17 protein-coding genes are annotated in these 20,853 nt (G+C 67.3%); 1 reads left to right on the forward strand and 16 read right to left on the reverse strand.

Translation table 11 applies throughout. From position 1 onward, the window contains the following. Window positions 1-146 precede the first annotated feature (146 nt). A complete protein-coding gene (locus IFT63_RS05150; RefSeq protein ID WP_042615416.1) occupies window positions 147-422 on the forward strand; it encodes a hypothetical protein in 276 nt (91 codons plus the stop codon). Between the two features lie 438 nt (window positions 423-860). On the opposite strand, the gene IFT63_RS05155 is transcribed toward IFT63_RS05150, so the two are convergent. From IFT63_RS05155 to IFT63_RS05230, 16 genes are all read right to left on the reverse strand, one after another. Beyond that, window positions 861-1,934, reverse strand: coding sequence for a chemotaxis response regulator protein-glutamate methylesterase (locus IFT63_RS05155; RefSeq protein ID WP_042611984.1), 1,074 nt, complete (start codon window positions 1,932-1,934; stop codon window positions 861-863). Further along, window positions 1,931-2,527 (reverse strand): chemoreceptor glutamine deamidase CheD, encoded by a 597-nt coding sequence (cheD, locus tag IFT63_RS05160; RefSeq protein ID WP_042611992.1) that lies wholly within the window; start codon window positions 2,525-2,527, stop codon window positions 1,931-1,933. Before cheD ends, IFT63_RS05155 begins: the two co-directional genes overlap by 4 nt. After that, entirely contained in the window at window positions 2,524-3,396 is an 873-nt protein-coding gene (locus IFT63_RS05165; RefSeq protein ID WP_042611985.1) for a CheR family methyltransferase, read from the reverse strand. The genes cheD and IFT63_RS05165 overlap by 4 nt, the downstream gene beginning before the upstream one ends. A gap of 55 nt (window positions 3,397-3,451) precedes the next feature. Further along, window positions 3,452-5,710: a methyl-accepting chemotaxis protein gene (locus IFT63_RS05170; RefSeq protein WP_042611986.1), complete on the reverse strand. Its 2,259-nt coding sequence runs from the start codon at window positions 5,708-5,710 to the stop codon at window positions 3,452-3,454. 218 nt (window positions 5,711-5,928) lie between these two features. Beyond that, entirely contained in the window at window positions 5,929-8,289 is a 2,361-nt protein-coding gene (locus tag IFT63_RS05175; protein WP_192083428.1) for a methyl-accepting chemotaxis protein, read from the reverse strand. A gap of 96 nt (window positions 8,290-8,385) precedes the next feature. Continuing rightward, a complete protein-coding gene (locus tag IFT63_RS05180; RefSeq protein ID WP_042611988.1) occupies window positions 8,386-8,766 on the reverse strand; it encodes a hypothetical protein in 381 nt (126 codons plus the stop codon). Between the two features lie 129 nt (window positions 8,767-8,895). Continuing rightward, complete coding sequence (locus tag IFT63_RS05185) at window positions 8,896-9,387, reverse strand: chemotaxis protein CheW (protein WP_042611989.1); 492 nt, start codon at window positions 9,385-9,387, stop codon at window positions 8,896-8,898. A gap of 127 nt (window positions 9,388-9,514) precedes the next feature. Then, window positions 9,515-10,294 carry a flagellar brake protein gene (locus tag IFT63_RS05190; RefSeq protein WP_192083429.1) on the reverse strand — a complete coding sequence of 260 codons (780 nt, stop codon included), beginning with the start codon at window positions 10,292-10,294 and terminating at the stop codon, window positions 9,515-9,517. Window positions 10,295-10,499: 205 nt separating this feature from the next. Then, the gene (locus tag IFT63_RS05195) at window positions 10,500-12,683 is read right to left on the reverse strand and encodes a methyl-accepting chemotaxis protein (protein WP_192083430.1); all 2,184 of its coding nucleotides are present in this window, start codon (window positions 12,681-12,683) and stop codon (window positions 10,500-10,502) included. Window positions 12,684-12,722: 39 nt separating this feature from the next. Next, entirely contained in the window at window positions 12,723-12,887 is a 165-nt protein-coding gene (locus IFT63_RS05200; protein WP_192083431.1) for a hypothetical protein, read from the reverse strand. A 608-nt stretch (window positions 12,888-13,495) separates the two neighbouring features. After that, on the reverse strand, window positions 13,496-15,748 hold the full coding sequence (locus IFT63_RS05205; protein WP_192083432.1) for a methyl-accepting chemotaxis protein: 2,253 nt from the start codon (window positions 15,746-15,748) through the stop codon (window positions 13,496-13,498). 270 nt (window positions 15,749-16,018) lie between these two features. Further along, window positions 16,019-18,007 carry a chemotaxis protein CheA gene (locus IFT63_RS05210; RefSeq protein WP_192083433.1) on the reverse strand — a complete coding sequence of 663 codons (1,989 nt, stop codon included), beginning with the start codon at window positions 18,005-18,007 and terminating at the stop codon, window positions 16,019-16,021. 49 nt (window positions 18,008-18,056) lie between these two features. Beyond that, window positions 18,057-18,422: a response regulator gene (locus IFT63_RS05215; protein ID WP_042613857.1), complete on the reverse strand. Its 366-nt coding sequence runs from the start codon at window positions 18,420-18,422 to the stop codon at window positions 18,057-18,059. Continuing rightward, entirely contained in the window at window positions 18,419-18,727 is a 309-nt protein-coding gene (locus IFT63_RS05220) for an STAS domain-containing protein (protein WP_192083434.1), read from the reverse strand. Before IFT63_RS05220 ends, IFT63_RS05215 begins: the two co-directional genes overlap by 4 nt. Before the next feature lie 282 nt (window positions 18,728-19,009). Further along, window positions 19,010-20,014, reverse strand: coding sequence for a chemotaxis protein CheW (locus IFT63_RS05225; RefSeq protein WP_192083435.1), 1,005 nt, complete (start codon window positions 20,012-20,014; stop codon window positions 19,010-19,012). Beyond that, window positions 20,011-20,793, reverse strand: coding sequence for a ParA family protein (locus IFT63_RS05230; protein WP_101099698.1), 783 nt, complete (start codon window positions 20,791-20,793; stop codon window positions 20,011-20,013). The genes IFT63_RS05225 and IFT63_RS05230 overlap by 4 nt, the downstream gene beginning before the upstream one ends. Between the last annotated feature and the right edge of the window lie 60 nt (window positions 20,794-20,853).

Raw genomic sequence — 20,853 nt, forward strand, 5'->3', positions numbered from 1 at the left:
GCATTGCTCTGCCAGTCACATGGCGGGTGATGTGTGGGGATCCTTGGATCCGCCGGTTTTGAGAGCGTAATCCGGTACGGCAACCCGCATCGCCCGCCGCCTTGCGCTTCGGCGCAGGTGGCTTTCAAGCAATGGGAGGTCTATCGATGGATATCGAATCCGCAGCTCCGCCGTGCACCGGTGCGGTCGTCATGGATGAGCTCAACGCACGACTGCGTGCCACGCCGGTGGATGCCGATTGCCTGGTGGCGGCGCTGTTGCTGTTGGTGGAGCAGCGCGGGATCAGTGGCGTCGCGCGTAGTTGTGGCATGACCAACGCGACCTTCCGCCGGCAGTTCCGCAACGCGCGGGATATGCCTTTGGCGACGCTGCTGCGCGTGCTGCAGGCATTCGGAATGCAGCTGCGCGTGGAGGCCCGGTAGCGCCGAGCCGTGCTCGGCGAGCGCAGCGGGAAGCAGAAGCGTGACGACCAACGGTCGTCACCTACCAGAGCGATGATGCCCCGGCGATGACGGCCAGCGGCCGTCACTACCGTCCCGCAGCCCGGTAGCGCCGAGCCGTGCTCGGCGGAATGCATCAGCGCGCGGTGGGCAGAAAGCCGCCGACCATGGGGCGGCGCTACCACGGCGATGACGGCCAGCGGCCGTCACTACCGTCCCGCAGCCCGGTAGCGCCGAGCCGTGCTCGGCGGAATGCATCAGCGCGCGGTGGGCAGAAATCCGCCGACCATGGGTCGGCGCTACCAAGGCGATGACGGCCAGCGGCCGTCACTACCATTACGCGACCCGGTGGCGCCGAGCCGTGCTCGGCGAGCGCAGCGGAAAGCAGGAGCGTGACGGCCAGCGGCCGTCACTACCGGATCAGCTACGCGACAGCGCCAGCAGGCGCTCGGCGATCTTCTCCAGCGGCAGCTGCTCTTCGGCCGCGCCGAGCTTGAACGCGGCGCCCGGCATGCCCCATACCACCGAAGTAGCTTCATCCTGCACCAGCGTGGGGGCGCCAGCCTGGCGCAACTGCAGCAGCCCCCGTGCGCCGTCATCGCCCATGCCGGTCAGGATCACGCCGATCGCGTTGGCGCCCGCGCTCTGCGCGACCGACTGGAACAGCACGTCCACCGCCGGCTTGTGCCGGTTCACCGGCGGCCCGTCGTCGATCCGGCAGCGCCAGCGCGCACCATCGCGGATCACCCGCAGGTGCTTGCCACCCGGCGGCAGGTAGGCATGGCCAGGCAGTACTGCTTCGCCATCGCTGGCCTCGCGCACGGCCATCGCCGAATGGCGGTCCAGGCGTTCGGCGAATGCGGTGCTGAAGGTCGCCGGCAGATGCTGGGTCATCACCACGGCGGGCGCGTCGGCGGGCAGGCCTTCCAGGACCACGCGCAGCGCTTCGGTACCACCGGCCGAAGCGCCGATGGCGATCAGGCGGTCAGTGGTGCGGAACTGCGAAGGCCGTGGCGCGGTCGCCGCGCCGGGCGATGCCAGCGTGACCTTGGGTGCCACGGGCGCGCGCACCAGTGCACGCACGCGCGAGCGGGCGGCGGTCTTCACCTTCTCGATGATCTCATCGGCGTAGCCCTGCAGGCCGCGGGTCACATCCAGTTTCGGCTTGGACACGAAATCCACCGCGCCCAGTGCCAGGGCCTGCAGCGTGGTGTCCGCGCCGCGCTCGGTCAGCGATGAAATCATCACCACCGGCAGCGGATGCAGGCGCATCAGGTTCTCCAGGAAGGCCAGGCCATCCATGCGCGGCATTTCCACGTCCAACGTGATCACATCCGGTGCCAGCCGCTTGATCTTCTCGCGGGCCAGCAGCGGATCGGCGGCGGTGCCGACCACTTCTATGCCCGGATCGCTGGCCAGAATCTCGCTGAGGATCTGCCGGACGACGGCGGAGTCGTCCACGATCAGTACGCGACAGGGTTGTTCCAGGCTCATTCGAACAGCTCCACGCCGCCGGTGACCGGCGCTTTGGACAGACGGGCACGTACGGCCGATTCGGTCGCGGCCACTTCGGCTTCGTGCGCGTGCGGCAGGCGGTTGACCACCACGCGGCCGCTGTCGGCGAAGAACCAGATCTTGCGCGGATGGATCCCGCACAGGTCCTCGGCGACGATGGGAATGTGCTCGGCCTGCAGGTACTGGCGCACGAACTCGGCGTTGCGCGTACCCACCGGGTTGCTGGTGAAGCCCTTCAGCACGTTGGCGCCGCCGAACACCTTGGCTTCCAGGCGCTTGCGGTTGGCGCCGCGCTTGAGCAGGTCGTTGATCAGCAGTTCCATCGCGTAGCTGCCATAGCGCGCAGGTGCACCATCGCCGACGTTGCCCTCCGGCAGCAGGAAGTGGTTCATGCCACCGATGCGCAGCACCGGATCACGCAGGCAGGCGGCCACGCAGGAACCGAGGATGGTGGTCAGCGCGGTGTCATCGTCCACCACCAGGTACTGGGTGGGCAGCAGCTTTGCCGCAGTGACCTTGAAGCGGCTGTCGTAGTAGCGCATGACATCGTCTTCGCGCAGGGCGGCACTCACGTCGGTGCTCCCGGTGCACGGCGGTACAGCGTCCGGCCACACGGCTGGATCAGGTCGGCGGCATGCAGGTAGTTCTCGGAGTGCCCGGTATAGAGCATGCCGTCGTCGGCCAGGTGGCGGACCAGCCGGCCGAGGATGTCGCGCTGGGTCGGCTTGTCGAAGTAGATCATCACGTTGCGGCAGAACAGGGCGGTGAACGGGCCGCCGATGTCGAAGCGCGGTGCGAGCAGGTTGAGCGGGCGGTAGTCGATCAGTTCACGCAGCGCGGGCACCACCCGGCACTGGCCGTCATTGGGGCCGGTGCCGCGCTGGAAATAGCGACGTTTCAGATCCGTTTCCAGCGAGGCCACGCGCTCCAGTGCATAAACGCCGCGTGCAGCGGTGGCCAGCACCTGCGTATCCACGTCGGTGGCCACGATCCGTACCGGCGGCTTCAGCGTGCCGAAGGCTTCGCAGGCGGTGATCGCGATGGAGTAGGGCTCCTCGCCGGTGGACGCAGCGCATGACCACAGCAGCAGCGGATTTGCGCTGGTGGCGGTGGCGGCGCGTGCCTGCAGTTCCTCGCGCAGCTTGTCAAAATGGTGCGGCTCGCGGAAGAACGCGGTTAGGTTGGTGGTCAGCGCATTGGTGAACGCCTGCCATTCGTCATCGCCGCCGTTTTCCAGGTGGTCCAGGTACTGCTGGAAGCTGCGCATGCCCAGCGCACGCAGGCGCCGCGACAGACGGCCATACACCATGTCCCGCTTGGCCGGCGCCAGGGCGATGCCGGCGCGTTGGTGGATGAGTTCGCAGACGCGGCGGAAATCGCGGTCGGCGAAGTCGAATTCGCGGTTGTCGATGCGGACGATCGGGGAGGCAGGCAGGGTCACAGGGGGTGTCCAGTGCGGGAACGAAGGCGCGGGCAGCTAGCCGCGCCGTTGCGGATCAGAATTCCTGCCAGTTGCCGTCGTCGGGCGTCTGCAGCACGCGCGGCGTGAGGGCTGGGCGTGCCGCTGCACGCGCCGTGGTCGCGGCGACGACCGTCGGGCGTTCAATGCGGGCCGCGACCGCGCGTACCGCGGCATCGACCTGGTTGTCCAGGCGGAAAATCGCCACGGCATCGGCAAGCTGGGTCGCCTGTTCTTCCATCGCGCGCGCGGCGGCGGTGGCTTCTTCCACCAGTGCGGCGTTCTGCTGGGTGGTTTCGTCCATCTGCACCACGGTCTGGTTGACCTGTTCGATGCCGGCAGACTGTTCCTGCGAAGCGGCGGAGATCTCGGCCATGATGTCGGTCACGCGCTGCACCGAAGCGACGATCTCGCCCATGGTGGCGCCGGCCTGGTGCACCAGTGCGGAGCCATCGGACACCTTGCTGACCGACTCGTCGATCAGGCTCTTGATCTCCTTGGCCGCTGCGGCCGAACGCTGCGCCAGCGTGCGCACTTCGCTGGCAACCACGGCGAAACCGCGGCCCTGTTCGCCGGCACGCGCGGCTTCCACTGCGGCATTCAGCGCCAGGATGTTGGTCTGGAAGGCGATGCCGTCGATCACCGAGATGATGTCGGCGATCTTCTTCGACGAGGCTTCGATGGAGGTCATGGTGGTGACCACCTGGCCGACCACCTCGCCGCCCTGCGAGGCCACGCCGGCCGCACCGATCGCCAGCTGGTTGGCCTGGCGCGCATGCTCGGCGTTCTGGCGCACGGTGGAGGTCAGTTCCTCCATCGATGCGGCGGTTTCTTCCAGGTTGGCCGCCTGCTGTTCGGTGCGGCGCGACAGGTCATTGTTGCCGCTGGCGATTTCACCGGCGGCCAGGGTGATGCTGCTGGTCGCGCCCTGGATCTGGCCGACGATCCGGGTGAGCTGGATGACCGTTGCGTTGGCATCGTCCCGCATGCGGGCGAACACGCCCTGGAACTCGCCATGCATGCGTGCGGTCAGGTTGCCTTCGGCGATGGCCGAGAGCAGCGCCGACAGCTTGCCGAGGTTGTCATCGCTGACGGCCATCATCGCGTTGAGGTTTTCCACCATCGCGCGGAAATCGTGTTCGAACGTGGCGGCGTCGCCGCGCTGGCTGAAGTCGCCGGCCGCGGCCGAGGCGGCCAGCCGCTTGATCTCGGCATTGATGCGCCCCAGGTTGGCCTTCACCGCATCGACGGTGGTGGTGATGGCCGCCTTGTCGCCCGGGTAGCGGGCGATGTCGGCGCGCAGATCGCCGATGGCGTACTGCTGCACTACGGCCAGCACGTCATGCAGGGTCTGCACATGGCTGCCAACCAGCGCGTTGGTGTCACGCACCATCTGGCCGTACTCGCCCGGCACGCTGCCGGCGTCGATCCGGTAGTCCAGTTCGCCGGCTTCGTGGCGGCGTGCCATCTCGCGCTGTCCGCCGATCACGGTGTGCAGCTGGTCCTGCATGCGGCCCATGCTGTGCAGCAGGCGCCCGGGTTCGTCGTGTGGCTGTTCGCCGATGGCGTTGTCCAGCTTGCCGGCGGCGATGCCTTCGGCGACCAGGGTGGCCTTGCGCAGCGGGGTGGCGATGCGGCTGCCGATGACCCAGCTGAGCGCCAGCACGACCAGCACGACGAGGCCGCCGGTCAGCGCCATGATCAGGGTGAACGTCCACGCCTGGGCCTGCACGTCGTCCATGTACACGCCGCTGGTCACCACCCACTGCCACGGCGCGAACATGTGCGCGTAGGTGACCTTGTCGATCGGCTCTTCGGCGCCGGGCTTGTTGGTCTGGTAGTAGGTGAAGCCACCGCCGATGCGCGCCATGCCCACCTGCAGGTAGTACAGCGGCACGCCGTCAACGGAGGTGTAGTCCTTCTGCACGCTGCCCACTCGCTCGGGCTTGAACGGGTGCATCAGCAGCACGTAGTTCGTGTCCAGCACGTTGTAGTAATACGCGTTGTCCTGCGCCCGCATGGCGTCGAGCGCCTGGATGGCGGCGGCCTTTGCGGCCGCTTCGGTCAGTTCGCCACTGGCTGCCAGCTTCTGGTAGTGGCTGAGCACGCCTTCGGCCAGCTCCACCTGCACCGCCAGCGATTCCTTGCGGGTTTCGGTCAGGTCCAGGTACTGCATGCGCGCAGCGACGATGGACAGTGCGATGACGCCGATGGCGATCAGCAGGGTGAGCAGGTTGAGCTTGCGGCGAACCGGGAGGTTGTCGAAGTAGCGATGCCAGCGTTGCTTGAGCGTCATGGAGCGGGACCAGAACAGGGAAGGGGGCGCGGATCTGCCGCGTCATCCGTGTTATCGGCCGCGATGGCGGACAATTGAGCGGTGTAAAAGCGTGACGACCAACGGTCGTCACCCACAGGGGCGGCGGTCGTTGCATGACGGCCAGCGGCCGTCACTACCGCGACGGGCAAAAAAAAGACCGGGCACCAGGCCCGGCCTTATCCGAAGACGCAGTCGGATCAGAACTCCTGCCAGTCTCCATCGGCCAGCTCGGTCGCCGGCTGGCGGCTGGCCGGGCGGCGCGGTGCCGACGCGGTGGCCGTCGGTGCAGCCGCACGCGGACGTGCCGGTGCCGGGGTGTCGTGCTGCAGCTCGACCTCGTCCAGGGTGAACACCGACACCGCCTCGCTGAGGTGGCCGGCCTGTTCTTCCATGGCACGTGCGGCGGCGGTGGCTTCTTCCACCAGCGCGGCATTCTGCTGGGTGGTTTCGTCCATCTGCACAACGGTCTGGTTGACCTGTTCGATGCCGGCCGACTGCTCCTGCGATGCCGCGGAAATCTCGGCCATGATGTCGGTCACGCGCTGCACCGAGGCGACGATTTCGCCCATGGTGGCGCCGGCCTTGTGCACCAGTGCCGAACCATCGGCGACCTTGCCGACCGAGTCGTCGATCAGGCCCTTGATCTCCTTGGCCGCTGCGGCCGAACGCTGTGCCAGCGTGCGCACTTCACTGGCGACCACGGCGAAACCACGGCCCTGTTCACCGGCGCGTGCGGCTTCCACCGCGGCGTTCAGCGCCAGGATGTTGGTTTGGAACGCGATGCCGTCGATCACCGAGATGATCTCGGCGATCTTCTTCGAGGAGGTCTGGATGGCCGACATGGTGGTGACCACCTGGCCGACCACCTCGCCACCCTGCGAGGCCACGCCGGCCGCGCCGATCGCCAGCTGGTTGGCCTGGCGGGCGTGCTCGGCGTTCTGGCGCACGGTGGAGGTCAGCTCCTCCATCGAAGCGGCGGTCTCTTCCAGGTTGGCAGCCTGCTGCTCGGTACGGCGCGACAGGTCACTGTTGCCGCTGGCGATTTCACCGGCGGCCGAGTTGATGGCGCGGCTGGAATGCTTGATGCGGGTGACGATGCCGCTCAGCTGCTCGGCGGTTGCATTGGCATCGTCACGCATCTGCGCGAACACGCCCTGGTACTCGCCGTGCATGCGCGCGGTCAGGTCGCCGCGCGACAGTGCGTTGAGCAGCTGGGAGATCTGCTCGATGCTCGATGCGTTGGCATCCAGCAAGCCGTTGATCTGGTTGGCCAGCTGCAGGAAGAAGCCGTCCTTGCCTTCGCTGTCCACGCGGTCGGTGAGGTCGCCGGCGGCGGCGCGGGCGATGACCCGGGCCACTTCGGCTTCAACGGCGGCTTCCGGGGTGCGGTCGCGCCATTCGGTCACATGGCCGACCGTTTCTCCTGCTTCGTTGCGAATGGTGGAGATGACCTGGGCGAACTGTGCCTGGCCGTACTGCACTTCGCGGCGGGCCACGCCGTTGCGCTCCAGCTCGGACAGCACGGCCGCATCGGCCTTGCCGCCCACTTCCAGTTCGGCGACCGGGCGGCCGACCAGCGGCGCTTCGGCGTCGAATTCCGGCAGGTCCTTGCGCACTTCCGCGGCGTGCTCGACCAGCGACTGCGCCAGCGCACGGTTGGCATAGACGATCTGCTGGTTGGCATCGCTGAGGAACACGCCGGTGGAGCTGTAATCCAAGGCGGTACGGATACGCAGGTTTTCGCTGGCGACGGCCTGGTCGCGTTCGATGCGTTCGCGCAGATCGCGCTGCATGCGCTGCATGGCCTGCATCAGGTCGCCCACTTCATCCGAGCGCGAGGTGTCGATGTGGCCGTCCAGCTTGCCGCTGGCCACTTCGTTGGCCACGCTCACCGCGCCGCGTACGCTGCCGACCAGGGCGCGGGCAAACAGCCAGACCAGCACGAAGCCGATCGCGGCGCCGCCGAGCAGGGCGATGATGATCAGCGTCGCCGAGGTGGCATACGTGGATTCTGCCTGCTCGCGCGCCGCGCGGGCCAGACGGTTGTCTTCGGCGATCAGCGTTTCCAGTGCAGCGGCCGAAGCGCGGTGCTTGGTGCGCGTCTCACCGACGAAGGTATCGATTGCATCGTCGGGCAGCTGCAGTTCCAGCATTTCGCTGACCGAGTCGTAGGAGGCGAGCGCGCCGTTCCATTCCTTGACGAAGGTGTCGAACAGGGCCTTCTGCTGCGGATTGTCGACCAGCGCCGGGTAGGCTTTGATCGACGCATCCATCTGCTTGCGCAGGTCGGCTGCACGGGTGTGCGCCTCGGCCTTGACGTCGTCGCTGGCACGGATCAGCTGCTGGTAGGAGGAATTGCGGTACTCACCCAGCACGCCCCGCATCTCACCGGCCATGCGGATGCTTTCCATCCGCTTGCCGGCCAGGTCGGTGGTCACGTTGTTGAGCGAGTGCAGGCCACGGTAGGCCACGATGCCCTGAAGCAGCATCACCAGCAGCAGCACCCCGAAGGTGAGCAGCAGCTTGGGCATCAGTTTGAGGTTGTTGATCCAGGGCATGGGCGTTGCACTCTCCAAAGGCGGACGCGTCCGGGCCAGCATGGCCCGGGTGCAGCAGCCACGCCGGCCGTGCCGGCGTGGCGGGACGGGCCGGTCTTACTTGATGTCGGCCAGCTTCAGGCCAGCCGGCGAGCTGACTTCGATTTCAGCGCGCGAGGCGTCGCGCTCGATCCTGCCGATCACGCACACGGTCTTGCCTTCCAGCGATTCCAGCGGGAAGCTGAATTTGCCGCGGTTGGCGCCGGCGATGCGGGCCGAGAAAGTGTGGCGCGGGAAAGCGCCGCCCATGTACAGGAAGGTCGGCGAGCCTTCCGAGCCTTCGGCGAAGCGGGCCTTTTCGACCTTGCCGCAGACCATGCCTTCCTTGCCGACCTGGCGCGGGGCCATCTCCGGCGGAATCATGGCCGACTGGGCGGAGGCGGTCAGGGCGGTGGCGGCCAGCAGGGTGGCCGATGCAAAGGCGAACAGGGACTTCATCTACAGGTACTCCAGTAATGGGGATGGGGATCGGGTGGCCGGCCTGGTGCGTTCCGTCGCGGGCGGTCCTTGAATCCCCTATCGGCTGTTGCAGATGGAACTGAAGGATTTTGTTTCGATCCGCTGCAATCAGGCAGCGGCTTCTTCGGCCACGGCCGGTTGGCCCATGTCGGCGCTGTCGAGCAGGGTTTCGATATCCAGCAGGATCAGCATGCGATCGTCCTGGGTGCCGATGCCGGAAATGAAGCGGGTATCCACTGCGGCGCCGAACTCAGGGGTCGGGCGGATCTGCTCGGCCGCCAGCGGGATCACGTCGGAGACGCTGTCCACCACGATGCCGACCACGCGGTCTTCCACGTTCAGCACGATCATCACGGTGAAGGCGTCGTAGCGCGCGTTCTCCAGGCGCAGCTTCAGGCGCAGGTCGATGACCGGCACGATGGTGCCGCGCAGGTTGATCACGCCCTTGATGTAGTCCGGTGCATCCGGCACGCGGGTGACCGCATCGTAGCCGCGGATTTCCTGCACCTTGAGGATGTCCACGCCGTAGTGCTCGTCGCCGAGGGTGAAGCTGAGGAACTCGCCGCCGGTATCGGCGTGGGCCTGGTTCTTGTCGTTCATCGAGGGTGTCCTGGGTGCCGTGATTCGCGGTCTCAGGCTCGATATCGGCGGATCCGGGCGGGACTTTAGCAAAAGCGCGCGCGAGCAAGCTCGCGCCTACGACAAGGCGGCGCGCGCGGGTACGCCGCTACAGTTCGCCGTTCTTGCGGGCGCTGCGCTGGCGGTCGATGCGGAATATGTAGCGCTGGATGGCGCTGTCGGCACCGCGTGGCAGGCGGTCGAAGCGCAGGCCCACGCGGGTGACTTCGCTGCCGTTGGGAAGCTTCTGCATGCGCTCGTTGCAGGCGATCAGGCTGACCTGCAGGTCCGGCCCGTCGGGCAGGCTCAGCTCGGCGTCGTAGCGCTTCTGCAGGCCGAACACGGCGTACTCGGCGGGCAGGGTGACCGCCAGTCCGCCGCCGCTGATGTCCACCACCCGCATCGCGAGCCGCTCCGGGCGTCCGTCCACCGCCGGCAGTACCAGCTGCGGGGAGTCGGTGATCGGCGTCTCCAGCCGATACATCTCGCGCCGTTGCAGGTGCACCATCTCTTCCGGCAGGGTGGTCCGGAAGGCGACGTGGCGGCCGTTGTCGAGGCGCTCGATGTGGTCCACGCGGAAGCGCACCAGCACCCGGTCCAGCTGGGCAAAGCACAGCAGGTGGCCGGCTGCTTCGGCGGCACGGTTGGATGCCTCCTGCGGGCTTCCGTCGAGCAGCAGCTGGTCCTGGTCCTCGTCCAGTTCCAGCACCGCGGTGGGGAAGCTCTGGTCGCGTCCGCCGATGTGCGCGTTGATCAACGAGCGCTGGTCGATCAGCTGCCTGAGCAGCTGGCGGATCTGCAGCGGATTTCGCACCAGGAAGCGTTCATCGGCGCTGTCGTCGTGCGCGGAGGGGGGATCCTGTGCTGCATCGTGGCTGCCTGCGGACATCGGTTCTGCGTTCGAGTGCGGGAAAAACCGTGACGTAGGACACGGTGGCCTTCCAGCATATCGGCATCGGTGCAATTTCCTGAACCCCATGACACCGCCTTGCTGCAAGGCGCAGTCAGATCATGCAGCGGTAGCGCCGAGCCATGCTCGGCGAGCGCAGCGGCGGGGGTTGACGGTCAGCGGCCGTCACTACCGGCGGGCGGCGTTACCCAGCCAGCTCCCGCAGCCGTCGCAGCACGGCGGTGTCGCTGCCATCGTCATGCAGCCGGAAGCGCGCCACGGCCTCGGCAAGCCCTGCTGCCTGGGATCCCATGGCGTGGGTGGCCTCGGTGGACGCTTCGACCAGGGCCGCGTTCTGGCGGGTGTTGGCGTCCATCTGGGTGATGCTGTGGCTGACCTGTTCGATGCCCGCGCTCTGCTCCTGCGAAGCCGCAGCGATCTCGGCCATGATCTGGTTGACCTGCTGCACCGACTGCACGATCTCGCGCATGGTCGAGCCGGCGCGCTGCACCAGCGCCGAACCGTGCGCGACCTTGTCCACCGAGTCGTCGATCAGCCCCTTGATCTGCTTGGCCGCTTCGGCCGAACGCTGGGCCAGCACGCGCACTTCGGAAGCCACCACGGCGAAGCCACGGCCCTGTTCACCCGCACGTGCCGCTTCGACGGCGGCATTCAGCGCCAGGATGTTGGTCTGGAAGGAAATGCCGTCGATCACCGAAATGATTTCAGCGATACGACGCGAGGCATGTTCGATGTCACTCATGGTGGTGACCACGCTGCCGACCACCTCGCCACCGGAGGCCGCCACCTCGGCCGCGCCGCTGGCCACGCGGTTGGCGGTGCGTGCGTGTTCTGCGTTCTGGCGTACCGTGGCGGTCAGTTCCTCCATGGTGGCGGCGGTTTCTTCCAGGCTCGCCGCCTGTTGCTCGGTGCGGCTGGCCAGGTGCCCGTTGCCCTGGGCCAGGCCGGCGGCGGTGCCATTGATGTGGGTGGACGCGTCCTGGATGCTGCCGACGATGCGGGTCAGCTGGGCGATGGTCGCGTTGGCATCGTCGCGGATGCGGCCGAACACCCCGTGGAAATCCCCTTCCATGCGTGCCGTGAGGTCGCCCTGGGACAGCGCCGACAGCAGCGCGGAAATCTGTTCGATGCTGGTGGCGTTGGCATCCATCAGGCCGTTGAGCTGCTGGGCCAGCTGCAGGAAGAACCCCTCCTTGCCCTCACAGGCCACGCGGCCGCTGAAGTCACCGTTGGCGGCGGCCTGCACGATGCGTTCCAGCTCGGCTTCGACCTGGGCTTCCAGCGTGCGATCGGCCCACTCCACGACGAAGCCCTGGCGCTCGCCCTGGTCGCTGACGATCGGGTTGACGATCAGTCGCAAGAGGCGGCCACCGACGCTGATCTGTGCGCGGTACGTAGTGGCCAGCGTATCCAGCAGCTTGGCCTGGTGGGCTGGGTTGCGGTGGAAGATGTCGATGTTGCGGCCGATCAGGTTGTTCGCATCGAACTGCGGCAGGTCACGGCGCAGGTCTGATTCGGCGGCGGCCAGCATCTGCTGCAACGGCCGGTTGACGAACACGATGTTGCGTTCACGGTCGGCGATCATCACGTTGGTGGTGACATCGTCCAGTGCGGTGCGGATGCGCAGGGTGTCACCGAGTGCAGCCTGTTCGCGATCGCGGCGCTGCAGTAGCGCTGCACTGGTCTGCACCAGCGTGCGCGCCAGCGAGTCCGCCGGAAACTGTTCGGCATGGATGCCGGCGGGCAACGGTTGGTGGGCGGCCACGCCACGGGCCAGGGCCGCCAGCTGCCGCGGATCGTGCCCAAGCAGGAGCAGTTGGCGGCGCATCTGGATGGCCATCACCGAAAGCAGTGCGGTTTCCACCACCACGTAGCTGGCGTGCAGGGCGAGGATGCCGATGCCGCTGCCTGCGCTGAACACCGGGTAGGGCAGGCCGCGCTGTTGCAGGTAGAAGAACAGCACGTGGTGCACGGCAATCGCCGCAGCGGCCACCACCAGGGGCAGCCAGTCGCGGTAGTACAGCAGCAGTGCGATCAGCACGATCACGGTGAAATGGGTTTCCAGCAGGCCGTTGGTCTGATGGATCAGCGTGGCCGCCTGCACCATCCACGCCAGCGCCACGGTGCAGCGCGACAGTCGCGTGCCCGGCAGCAGGTGCACCTGCGCGGCGACCAGCAGCAGGGTGGGCAGGCTGATGGCCAGGAATGGGGTCCAGCTGCCGGCACGCAGCGCCAGCGCCATCGACACCAGCGCCAGCAGCGCGGTGACGGCCAGGAACAGGCGATCGGCCTCGGCCGTCAATGCCTGCAGGAAGGGAAGTTTTTCGTGACCCACGAGCGAATCAACGGTGCTTGGCGATGCGGACATGCGCAATGCTCCTTCTGGCATGAACAGCGGCTTGGAGATTCAACGGCGGTCGGTGGGGGCGACGCACAGGGGAATGGGAGAATCAGCGGTCTGGTACCACAGCGCCGGTGCGGCCCAGCCCATCCAAAGGCCGAGCAACAGCAGGCCGATCAGCGCGCGGGGGAGGCGCTGTCGGGGCACGGCGACGTCAGCGGAAGCGTCCATCGGAAGACCGGGCGGTGTGGTGAGAGCAGTAACGGCGCTGCCCGAACGAACTTGACCGGCGCGTGATCGGAGTGTGACGGTGCGCACGGATTGTCCCGAAATCACGGCGTTCGGCTGGCGCTGGGCCGGGCGGTGGGGCTGGTCGGGGGACGGCAAAAGCCGCATCCTGCGGGCCTCGTTTCGCGCCATCCATGGCGCTCAACGCCCCCGCCCAGCCCCACCACCCGGCCCTTGACAGGTTTCGGGGCCGCAGACGCAAAGCGGTAGCGCCGACCCATGGTCGGCGGATATCCATCAGCTCAGCTGACAAATTCCGCCGACCATGGGTCGGCGCTACCGAGGCGGTCCGCAGGGAGCCGGTCAGGACGACCGGCATACCCATGGTCGGCGGATATCCATCAGCGCAGCTGACAAATTCCGCCGACCATGGGTCGGCGCTACCAGAGCCGCATGTTCCCGGGCCGCCATGAACCTGACGAAGGCGGGGCGGGGTGGGTTGGCGGGGGCGTTGAGCGCCATGGATGGCGCGAAACGAGGCCCGCAGGAGCGGCTTTTGCCGTCCCCCGCGAACCTACCCCGCCCCGCCAGCCAGTGAACCGCTGTAGCGCTTAGAACTCCTGCCAGTCGCCGTCGCCGGCGATGACCGGCTGCCTCACCGTCGCGCGGCGGGTGGCCGGACGCGCGGTGGCCGCGGGCGCCTTGGTTACAGGCGGTGCCACTGTGGCACGTGCGGCGGGTACGGCGGGTGCGGCGGCGTTGGCCGACGCGCTTTCGGCCAGGCGGAACTGGGCCACTGCATCGGTCAGCTGCATCGCCTGTTCTTCCATCGAACGTGCCGCCGCGGTGGCTTCTTCCACCAGCGCCGCGTTCTGCTGGGTGGTTTCGTCCATCTGCACCACGGTCTGGTTGACCTGTTCGATGCCGGCGGACTGTTCCTGGGAAGCGGCGGAGATTTCGGCCATGATGTCGGTCACGCGCTGCACCGAGGCGACGATCTCGCCCATCGTCGCGCCGGCCTGGTGCACCAGCGTCGAGCCATCGGACACCTTGCTGACCGACTCATCGATCAGGCCCTTGATCTCCTTGGCCGCTGCGGCCGAACGCTGCGCCAAGGTGCGCACTTCGCTGGCGACCACGGCGAAGCCACGTCCCTGGTCACCGGCGCGCGCCGCTTCGACGGCGGCGTTCAGCGCCAAGATGTTGGTCTGGAAGGCGATGCCGTCGATCACCGAGATGATCTCGGCGATCTTCTTCGAAGACGCTTCGATCGCCGACATGGTGGTGACCACCTCGCTGACCACCGCGCCGCCCTGGCTGGCGACACCGGCTGCGCCGATCGCCAACTGGTTGGCCTGGCGCGCATGCTCGGCATTCTGGCGCACGGTGGAGGTCAGTTCCTCCATCGATGCCGCGGTTTCTTCCAGGTTGGCGGCCTGCTGTTCAGTACGGCGCGACAGATCGTTGTTGCCAGCGGCGATTTCACTGGCGGCGCCGCGGATGCTCTGTGCCGATACCTGGATGCTGGACACGATGCTGGTCAGCTGGCCGACGGTGGTATTGGCATCGTCGCGCATCAGCGCGAACACGCCGTGGAATTCGCCATCCATGCGTGCGGTCAGGTCACCGGCGGCGATGGCCCGCAGCAGCTGCGACAGCTGCGACAGGTTGCCGTCGGCCACATGCATCATGGTGTTGAGCTGTTCGATCATCACCTTGAAATCATGCTGGAAACGCGCGGCATCGCCGCGCTGGCTGAAATCACCGACCGCCGCGGCCGATGCCAGCTGCTGGATCTGCGTGTTGATCGCCAGCAGGCTGGCCTTGGCCGCATCCATGGACTCATGCAGGAAGGCACGGCTGGCCGGCAGGCGGCGTGCGTCCGGTTCCAGGTTGCCGATGGCGTACTGGTTCAGCACGTCCACCGCATCGCGCAGTGCGTCGAGGTGTTCGAAAATGACCGTATTGATGCCATGCGCCAGCTCGCCATACACGCCGGGGAAGTCTTCCGGGATACGGTGGCTGATGTCCGGGCCGGCGTGCATTTCCACCATCTGCTGGGTCTGGCTGGAGAAGCGGCGCAGCGTGGCGGTCATCTCCGTTGTGGCGGCCAGCATGCGGCCGGCTTCATCATTGCTGGTGGCCTGGGTGGTGACGGTCAGGTCGCCGCGTGCCACGGCCTGGATGGCCTGCACGGCCTTGCCCAGCGGCACGGTGATGGCGCGCGAGATGATCACCGCCAGCGTGGCTGCAACCAGCGACAACAGCAGCATCGCGGCGATGATGGCGATCAGGCTGGTGTGGTGGGTGGCATTGGCGTTGGCGATGCCCTGGTCCATCAGCTTGCCGCTGTAAGCGCTGAGGGCCTTGAGGTCTTCGAACAGGGCGCGCCGCAGTGGTCGCGACTGCTCATCGGAAATCTGCTGCGCCAGTACCGCATCGCCGCTGCCGCCGGCCGCGCGCAGCTGTTCGTTGGCGGCCAGATACGCAGCGACCGCTGCCTTGACCTTCGCATACAGGGCGCGCTCGGTGGCATCGGCCGGCAGTGCAGCGTAGGCATCCAGTTCCTGATGCACCACCTTGGCGGCAGCGTCCATGCGCTTGTTGTAATCAGCCACCTTTTCCGGCTTGTCCAGCATCGTCAGCTGGGCCATTTCATAGGTGCGGAACTCACCCAGCTGCGAGCGCACTTCGCCCAGGTGCTGCACCGAGGGAATGGCATTGCTGGCCATGCCACGCAGCTGCTGGTTGGCCTCGGACAGGCGCAGCAGGGCGAAGCCGCCCAGCACGAGGGTCATCAAGGTGGTCAAGGTGAATCCCACCGCCAGCTTGCGGGCGATGGGAAGATCGGCAAACCACTTCATGCGGGTGCTCCAGGGCAGGGCAGGGCGCAGCGGACATGCCGCTGGGCGATGTTGGAAAGGACTCGGGACGCGGCGTCGTGGGGGATCATCACGCCGTCTTTACAGATAGCGGCGCGGCTGCGCGGATCTGTAGCACGATCTGTGCGTCAGCAGCAGTTGCCCGGTAGCGCCGAGCCACGCTCGGCGAGCGCGCAGCGCGGCGTGCATCAGGCGTCGTGATTGCGGGCAGAAAAGCCGCCGAGCATGGCTCGGCGCTACCTCGATTGCGGATCAGGCGGCCTGCGGCACGCGCAGCGAGCGCACCAACCCGCCGATGTCCACGATCAGCGCCACCCGGCCATCGCCGAGGATGGTGGCGCCGGACACACCGCCGATGCGGCGGTAGTTGTTCTCGATGTTCTTCACTACGACCTGCTGCTGGCCGACCAGTTCGTCCACTTCCAGCGCGATCTTCTGGCCATCGCCTTCCACCACCACCACCAGCGATTCGTCGCTGTGGCGCTGGCCGTAGCCGTAGTATTCGCTCAGCGACAGGATCGGCAGGTACTCGCCGCGTACGCGCAGCACACGGCCTTCGCCGGCCATCGTGCGGATGTCGCTGGCCTGCGGCTGCAGCGCCTCCAGCACGTACGCCAGGGGCAGGATCAGGGTTTCGCCGGCCACCGAGACGGTCATGCCGTCGAGGATCGCCAGCGTCAACGGCAGGCGGATCAGCGTGCGCGTGCCCATGCCGGCGCGGCTCTCGATCTGCACTTCGCCGCCCAGCGCCTGGATGTTGCGGCGGACCACGTCCATGCCCACGCCGCGGCCGGACAGGTCGGTCACCGCATCGGCGGTGGAGAAACCCGGCTGGAAGATCAGGTCCCAGACCTGCGCATCGGTGGGGTTCTCCGGCACGGCCAGGCCGCGTTCGGCCGCCTTGGCCAGGATCCGTTCGCGGTTCAGGCCGTGGCCGTCGTCGCTTACTTCGATGACGATGTGGCCGCCCTGGTGGGAGGCCGCCAGGGTGATGGTGCCGGTCTCGTCCTTGCCCGAGTTGCGGCGGAACTCCGGCATTTCCAGGCCGTGGTCGATGGAGTTGCGGACCAGGTGGACCAGTGGATCGGCGATCTTTTCGATCAGGCCCTTGTCCAGTTCGGTGCCTTCGCCGATGGTCTTCAGGCGCACCTGCTTGCCGAGGCGGGTGGACAGGTCGCGGACCAGGCGCGGGAAGCGGCGGAACACCGCATCCACCGGCAGCATGCGCACGCCGATCACCGCTTCCTGCAGGTCACGCGTGTTGCGCTCCAGCAGATCCAGGCCGGCGAACAGACGTTCGGCATGGGCCGGGTCGATATGATTGGACACCTGCTTGAGCATGGCCTGGGTGATGACCAGCTCGCCGACCAGGTTGATCAGCGCATCGACCTTGTCCACGCTGACGCGGATCGAGGATTCGGCTTCCTGCGCCGGGGTCGCAGCGGCCGTGGCGGGCGCTGCGGTGGCAGGTGCTGCAGCCGCAGCCGGCGCGGCCTCGACGTCAGCCGGTGCGGTGGTGGCCAGACTGGGCGGTGCGACCGGACGGATGTCCAGCTCGCAGTCGTCGACCACCCAGGCGAAGGTATCTTCGATCTGGCTACGCTTGATCTTGCCGATCAGCCCGAGATCCCACGCCAGGTGGGCTTCGAACGGATCGAGCTGCTCGAAGCCGGGCAGCCGCTCGAGGCGTGCCTGCACCTGCAGCGGGCCGAGGTGTTCCAGTTCGCGGATGATGCGCAGCGGATCATTGCCGCTCATGAACATCGACGGTGCCGGGGTGAAGCCGATCTGCCACGCTTCCGGCTCCGCTTCGGCCGCGACCGGGGCGGCTGCGCTTGCTGCCGCCGGGGCCTGGCCGGACAGGATCGATTCCAGTCGCGCCTTCATCGCCGCGACCGCGGCCGGGTCGGCCTGCACGCCGTGTTCGGCTTCGCGGAGCAGGGCGCGCAGCACGTCCACCGAGGCCAGCATGGCGTCCACGGCATTGGCTTCCAGCGCGCGCTTGCCGGCGCGCAGCTCATCCAGCAGCGTTTCCAGTACGTGGGTCAGCGCGGCGATGGCATCGAAGCCGAAGGTGCCGGCGCCGCCCTTGATCGAATGCGCCGCACGGAACACCGAGTTGATGATCTCTGCATCGTGCTGGCCGGATTCCAGGGTCAGCAGTCCAGCTTCCATGGCGTCCAGCCCTTCGCGGCTTTCCTCGAAGAAGGTGGCGTGGAAACGTTGCAGGTCCATGCTCATGTCAGGTGTGTTCCAAGGGCGGGCGCGGGGGATGGGATGGCGTGGGCGGTCAGCCCAGGACCTTCTGCACGGTAGCGATCAGCTGTTCGGGATTGAACGGCTTGACCAGCCAGCCGGTAGCGCCGGCGGCCTTGCCTTCGGACTTCTTGTCGGCGGCCGATTCGGTGGTCAGCATCAGCATCGGGGTGAACTTGTATTCGGCCAGCTGGCGCAGTTCGCGGATCAGCGAGATGCCATCCATGTTCGGCATGTTGACGTCGGTGACCACCGCGTTGAAGCGCTGGCCCTTGGCACGGCCCAGCGCGACGGCGCCGTCCTCGGCTTCTTCGACGGAAAAGCCGGCCGAGGTGAGGGCGAAGGAAACCATCTGGCGCATCGACGCCGAGTCGTCCACCACCAAGATACGTGCGCTCATGCCGCGTTCTCCACAGATTTCAGGTTGTCATGGGATACAGCCAGGCCCAGGGCCTGGGTGACGCCGAGCAATCGCGCGGCGTCGGTGAAGGTTGCGGTGCTGCCGCTGAATTCCGTCTGCAATCCGGCACCGCGCCGGCCCTGTACGAACGCGCACAGGACCTGCATGGTGGCGGTGTGGATACGGCCCACCCGGCTGGCGTCGAGGGTCAGCGGGTCGGCCGCGGCCAGCAACGGGGCCAGGCGGTTCTTCAGCTCGGTGCTGCTCTCGATGCCGAGATCTTCACCCAGGTCCACAGTGCTCATTGTTGCTCCGGACAAACGGTTCCAGACTTCATAGCGGCAATATCCGGGGAAGCTTTAGGGTTGGGTTTTTTGTTTCGCGTCCTGGGGCAGAAGCAGAAGCCTGGGGCGAAGGGGGGCGGGCAGGGTCAGGCAGGACACGCCGCAAGTACGTCCGTGTAGGCTTGTGTTCGGCTCCTGCCTCACACAGTCCTGCCTGACCCTGCCCGCCCCCCTTGCTGACAGTCCGCGCTTGGGGTGGGGAGCAAGAGCAGGAACGAGAGCGAGGCGAATGCTGTCTGGCGGTCAGTTCAGCAGCTGGGTGGCGTCCAGGAGGATCATCGGTTGCTGGTGGAGGCGGGCTACGCCTCGGAAGATGTCGTTGCTGATGCGGCAGATGCGGGCGGTGTCGGGGGGTTCTATCTGGGAGTCGCTGAGGTTGGTGACGTCTTCCACGGCGCTCACGCGCAGGCCCATGATCTCGCCATTTTCTTCCAGCACCACGATGCGGGTAAGGGCGTCTTCGCCGGCGGGGGCGCCGCCGAGGTGGATGCCCAGGTCCATCACCGGGACCACCTGGCCGCGCAGGTTCATGATGCCCAGCATCGCCGGGGCGGTACCGCGCAGGGGCAGCAGCGGCACCGGCAGCACTACTTCCTGCACCTTCAGCAGTTCCAGTGCATAGGCCTGGCTGCCGCAGCGCAGCCGCAGCCAGCGCGAGCTGCGCTCGGTGGCGCGTCGCTGCGGGGATGATGCGTAACCGCTCTGCCGGGCCTGTTCCTGCAATTCCTGCCAGGTGCTGGGCGGATTTTCATTCGGCTGCGCCAGCGCGGGGGTCGCGCGGGCCACGGTGCGCGGCGGCAACGCGGGCGCCGCAGGCGCGGCGGGCGGCGCGGGGGCGAGCAGGGCGGCGATGGGATCGGCAGCGGCAGCGAAGGCGGCTTCCAGCGAGGGGCTGTCCGCGTTGGTGAGCACCGCGCTGACGTCCTCGCCGGTCTCGTAGATCACTTCGTCTGGCAGGTCGTCCCAGGTCGGCTCCGGTTCCGGTCCAGCAGCAGGCAGCGGCGCATCGGCGGCGGCATCAAAGGCGGCCTGCAGGCTGGCTTCGTCCATCAATGCCGGGTCTTCGCTGCTGGCCGGCCCGGTCTCGTAGACCACCTCGTCGGGCAGGTCGTCCCAGGTCGGCTCGCGTTCGGCGGGGGGCTCGGCTGCGGTCCCGGCAGCGGGGATCGCGACCGGCTCGGCGAGCGTCGTGGTGGCCTCGCCCAGCAGCTGTTCCAGGTAATCGTCCAGCACGGTTTCGTTGTTCATGCGGCCTGCTCCAGTGCGCGCGCATCGTCGGCCAGGATCCAGTCCAGCGCACGGCGATAGGCGGCCAGGCCGCGGCCCGGATAGTCGTCCCCTTCCACCGGCGCCATCAACGTGGCGGCGTTGCTCATCCGCGTGTCCACCGGGATCGCATCCTCCCAGACCCGCGTGCCATGGTTGTCCTGCATCTGCCGCAGGCTTTCGTTGCCGGCGCGGGTGCGGCGGTCGAACAGGGTCGGCAGGATGGACATCGGCAGCGGGCGGCGACGCGAGCGTTCAACCATTTCACCGGTGCGGACCATGCCGTCCAGCCCGTGCAGCGCCAGTGGTTCGGCCTGGGTGGGGATGATCAGGCGATCGGCCGCGGCCAGTGCATTGATCATCAGCAGGCCGAGGGTGGGCGCACAGTCGAGCAGGATGTAATCGTGACGCCCGGCGTGGCGTGCCAGCGCATTCTGCAGCGACAGTCCCAGCCCAGGCTGGTTGGCGCTGCGGCGTTCCAGCGTGGCCAGTGCCGACTGCGCGCAGACGTGGTCCAGCCCGGGGATGCGGCTGGCATGGCACAGCGTGGCCAGTTCGGCCGGCGGTGCGGCGAACAGTTCCAGCACGCCGGCCGGCGGCGGATCCAGCGGGATGCCGAACGAGCGGGTCAGTGAAGCATGCGGGTCAAGATCGATCAGCAGCACACGGTGGCCCAGGGCGGCCAGTTGCCGGCCCAGCGCCAGGGTGGTGGTCGTCTTGCCGACGCCGCCCTTCTGGTTGGCGATTGCCCAGATGCGCATCGGTCTACTCCTTCATGGCGGGGGTGACGGCGGCGCCGATCGGGCTGCCGGCCGCTGCAG

The organism is Stenotrophomonas sp. CFBP 13724 (assembly GCF_014841975.1).
GTDB classification, from domain to species: Bacteria; Pseudomonadota; Gammaproteobacteria; order Xanthomonadales; family Xanthomonadaceae; genus Stenotrophomonas; species Stenotrophomonas lacuserhaii.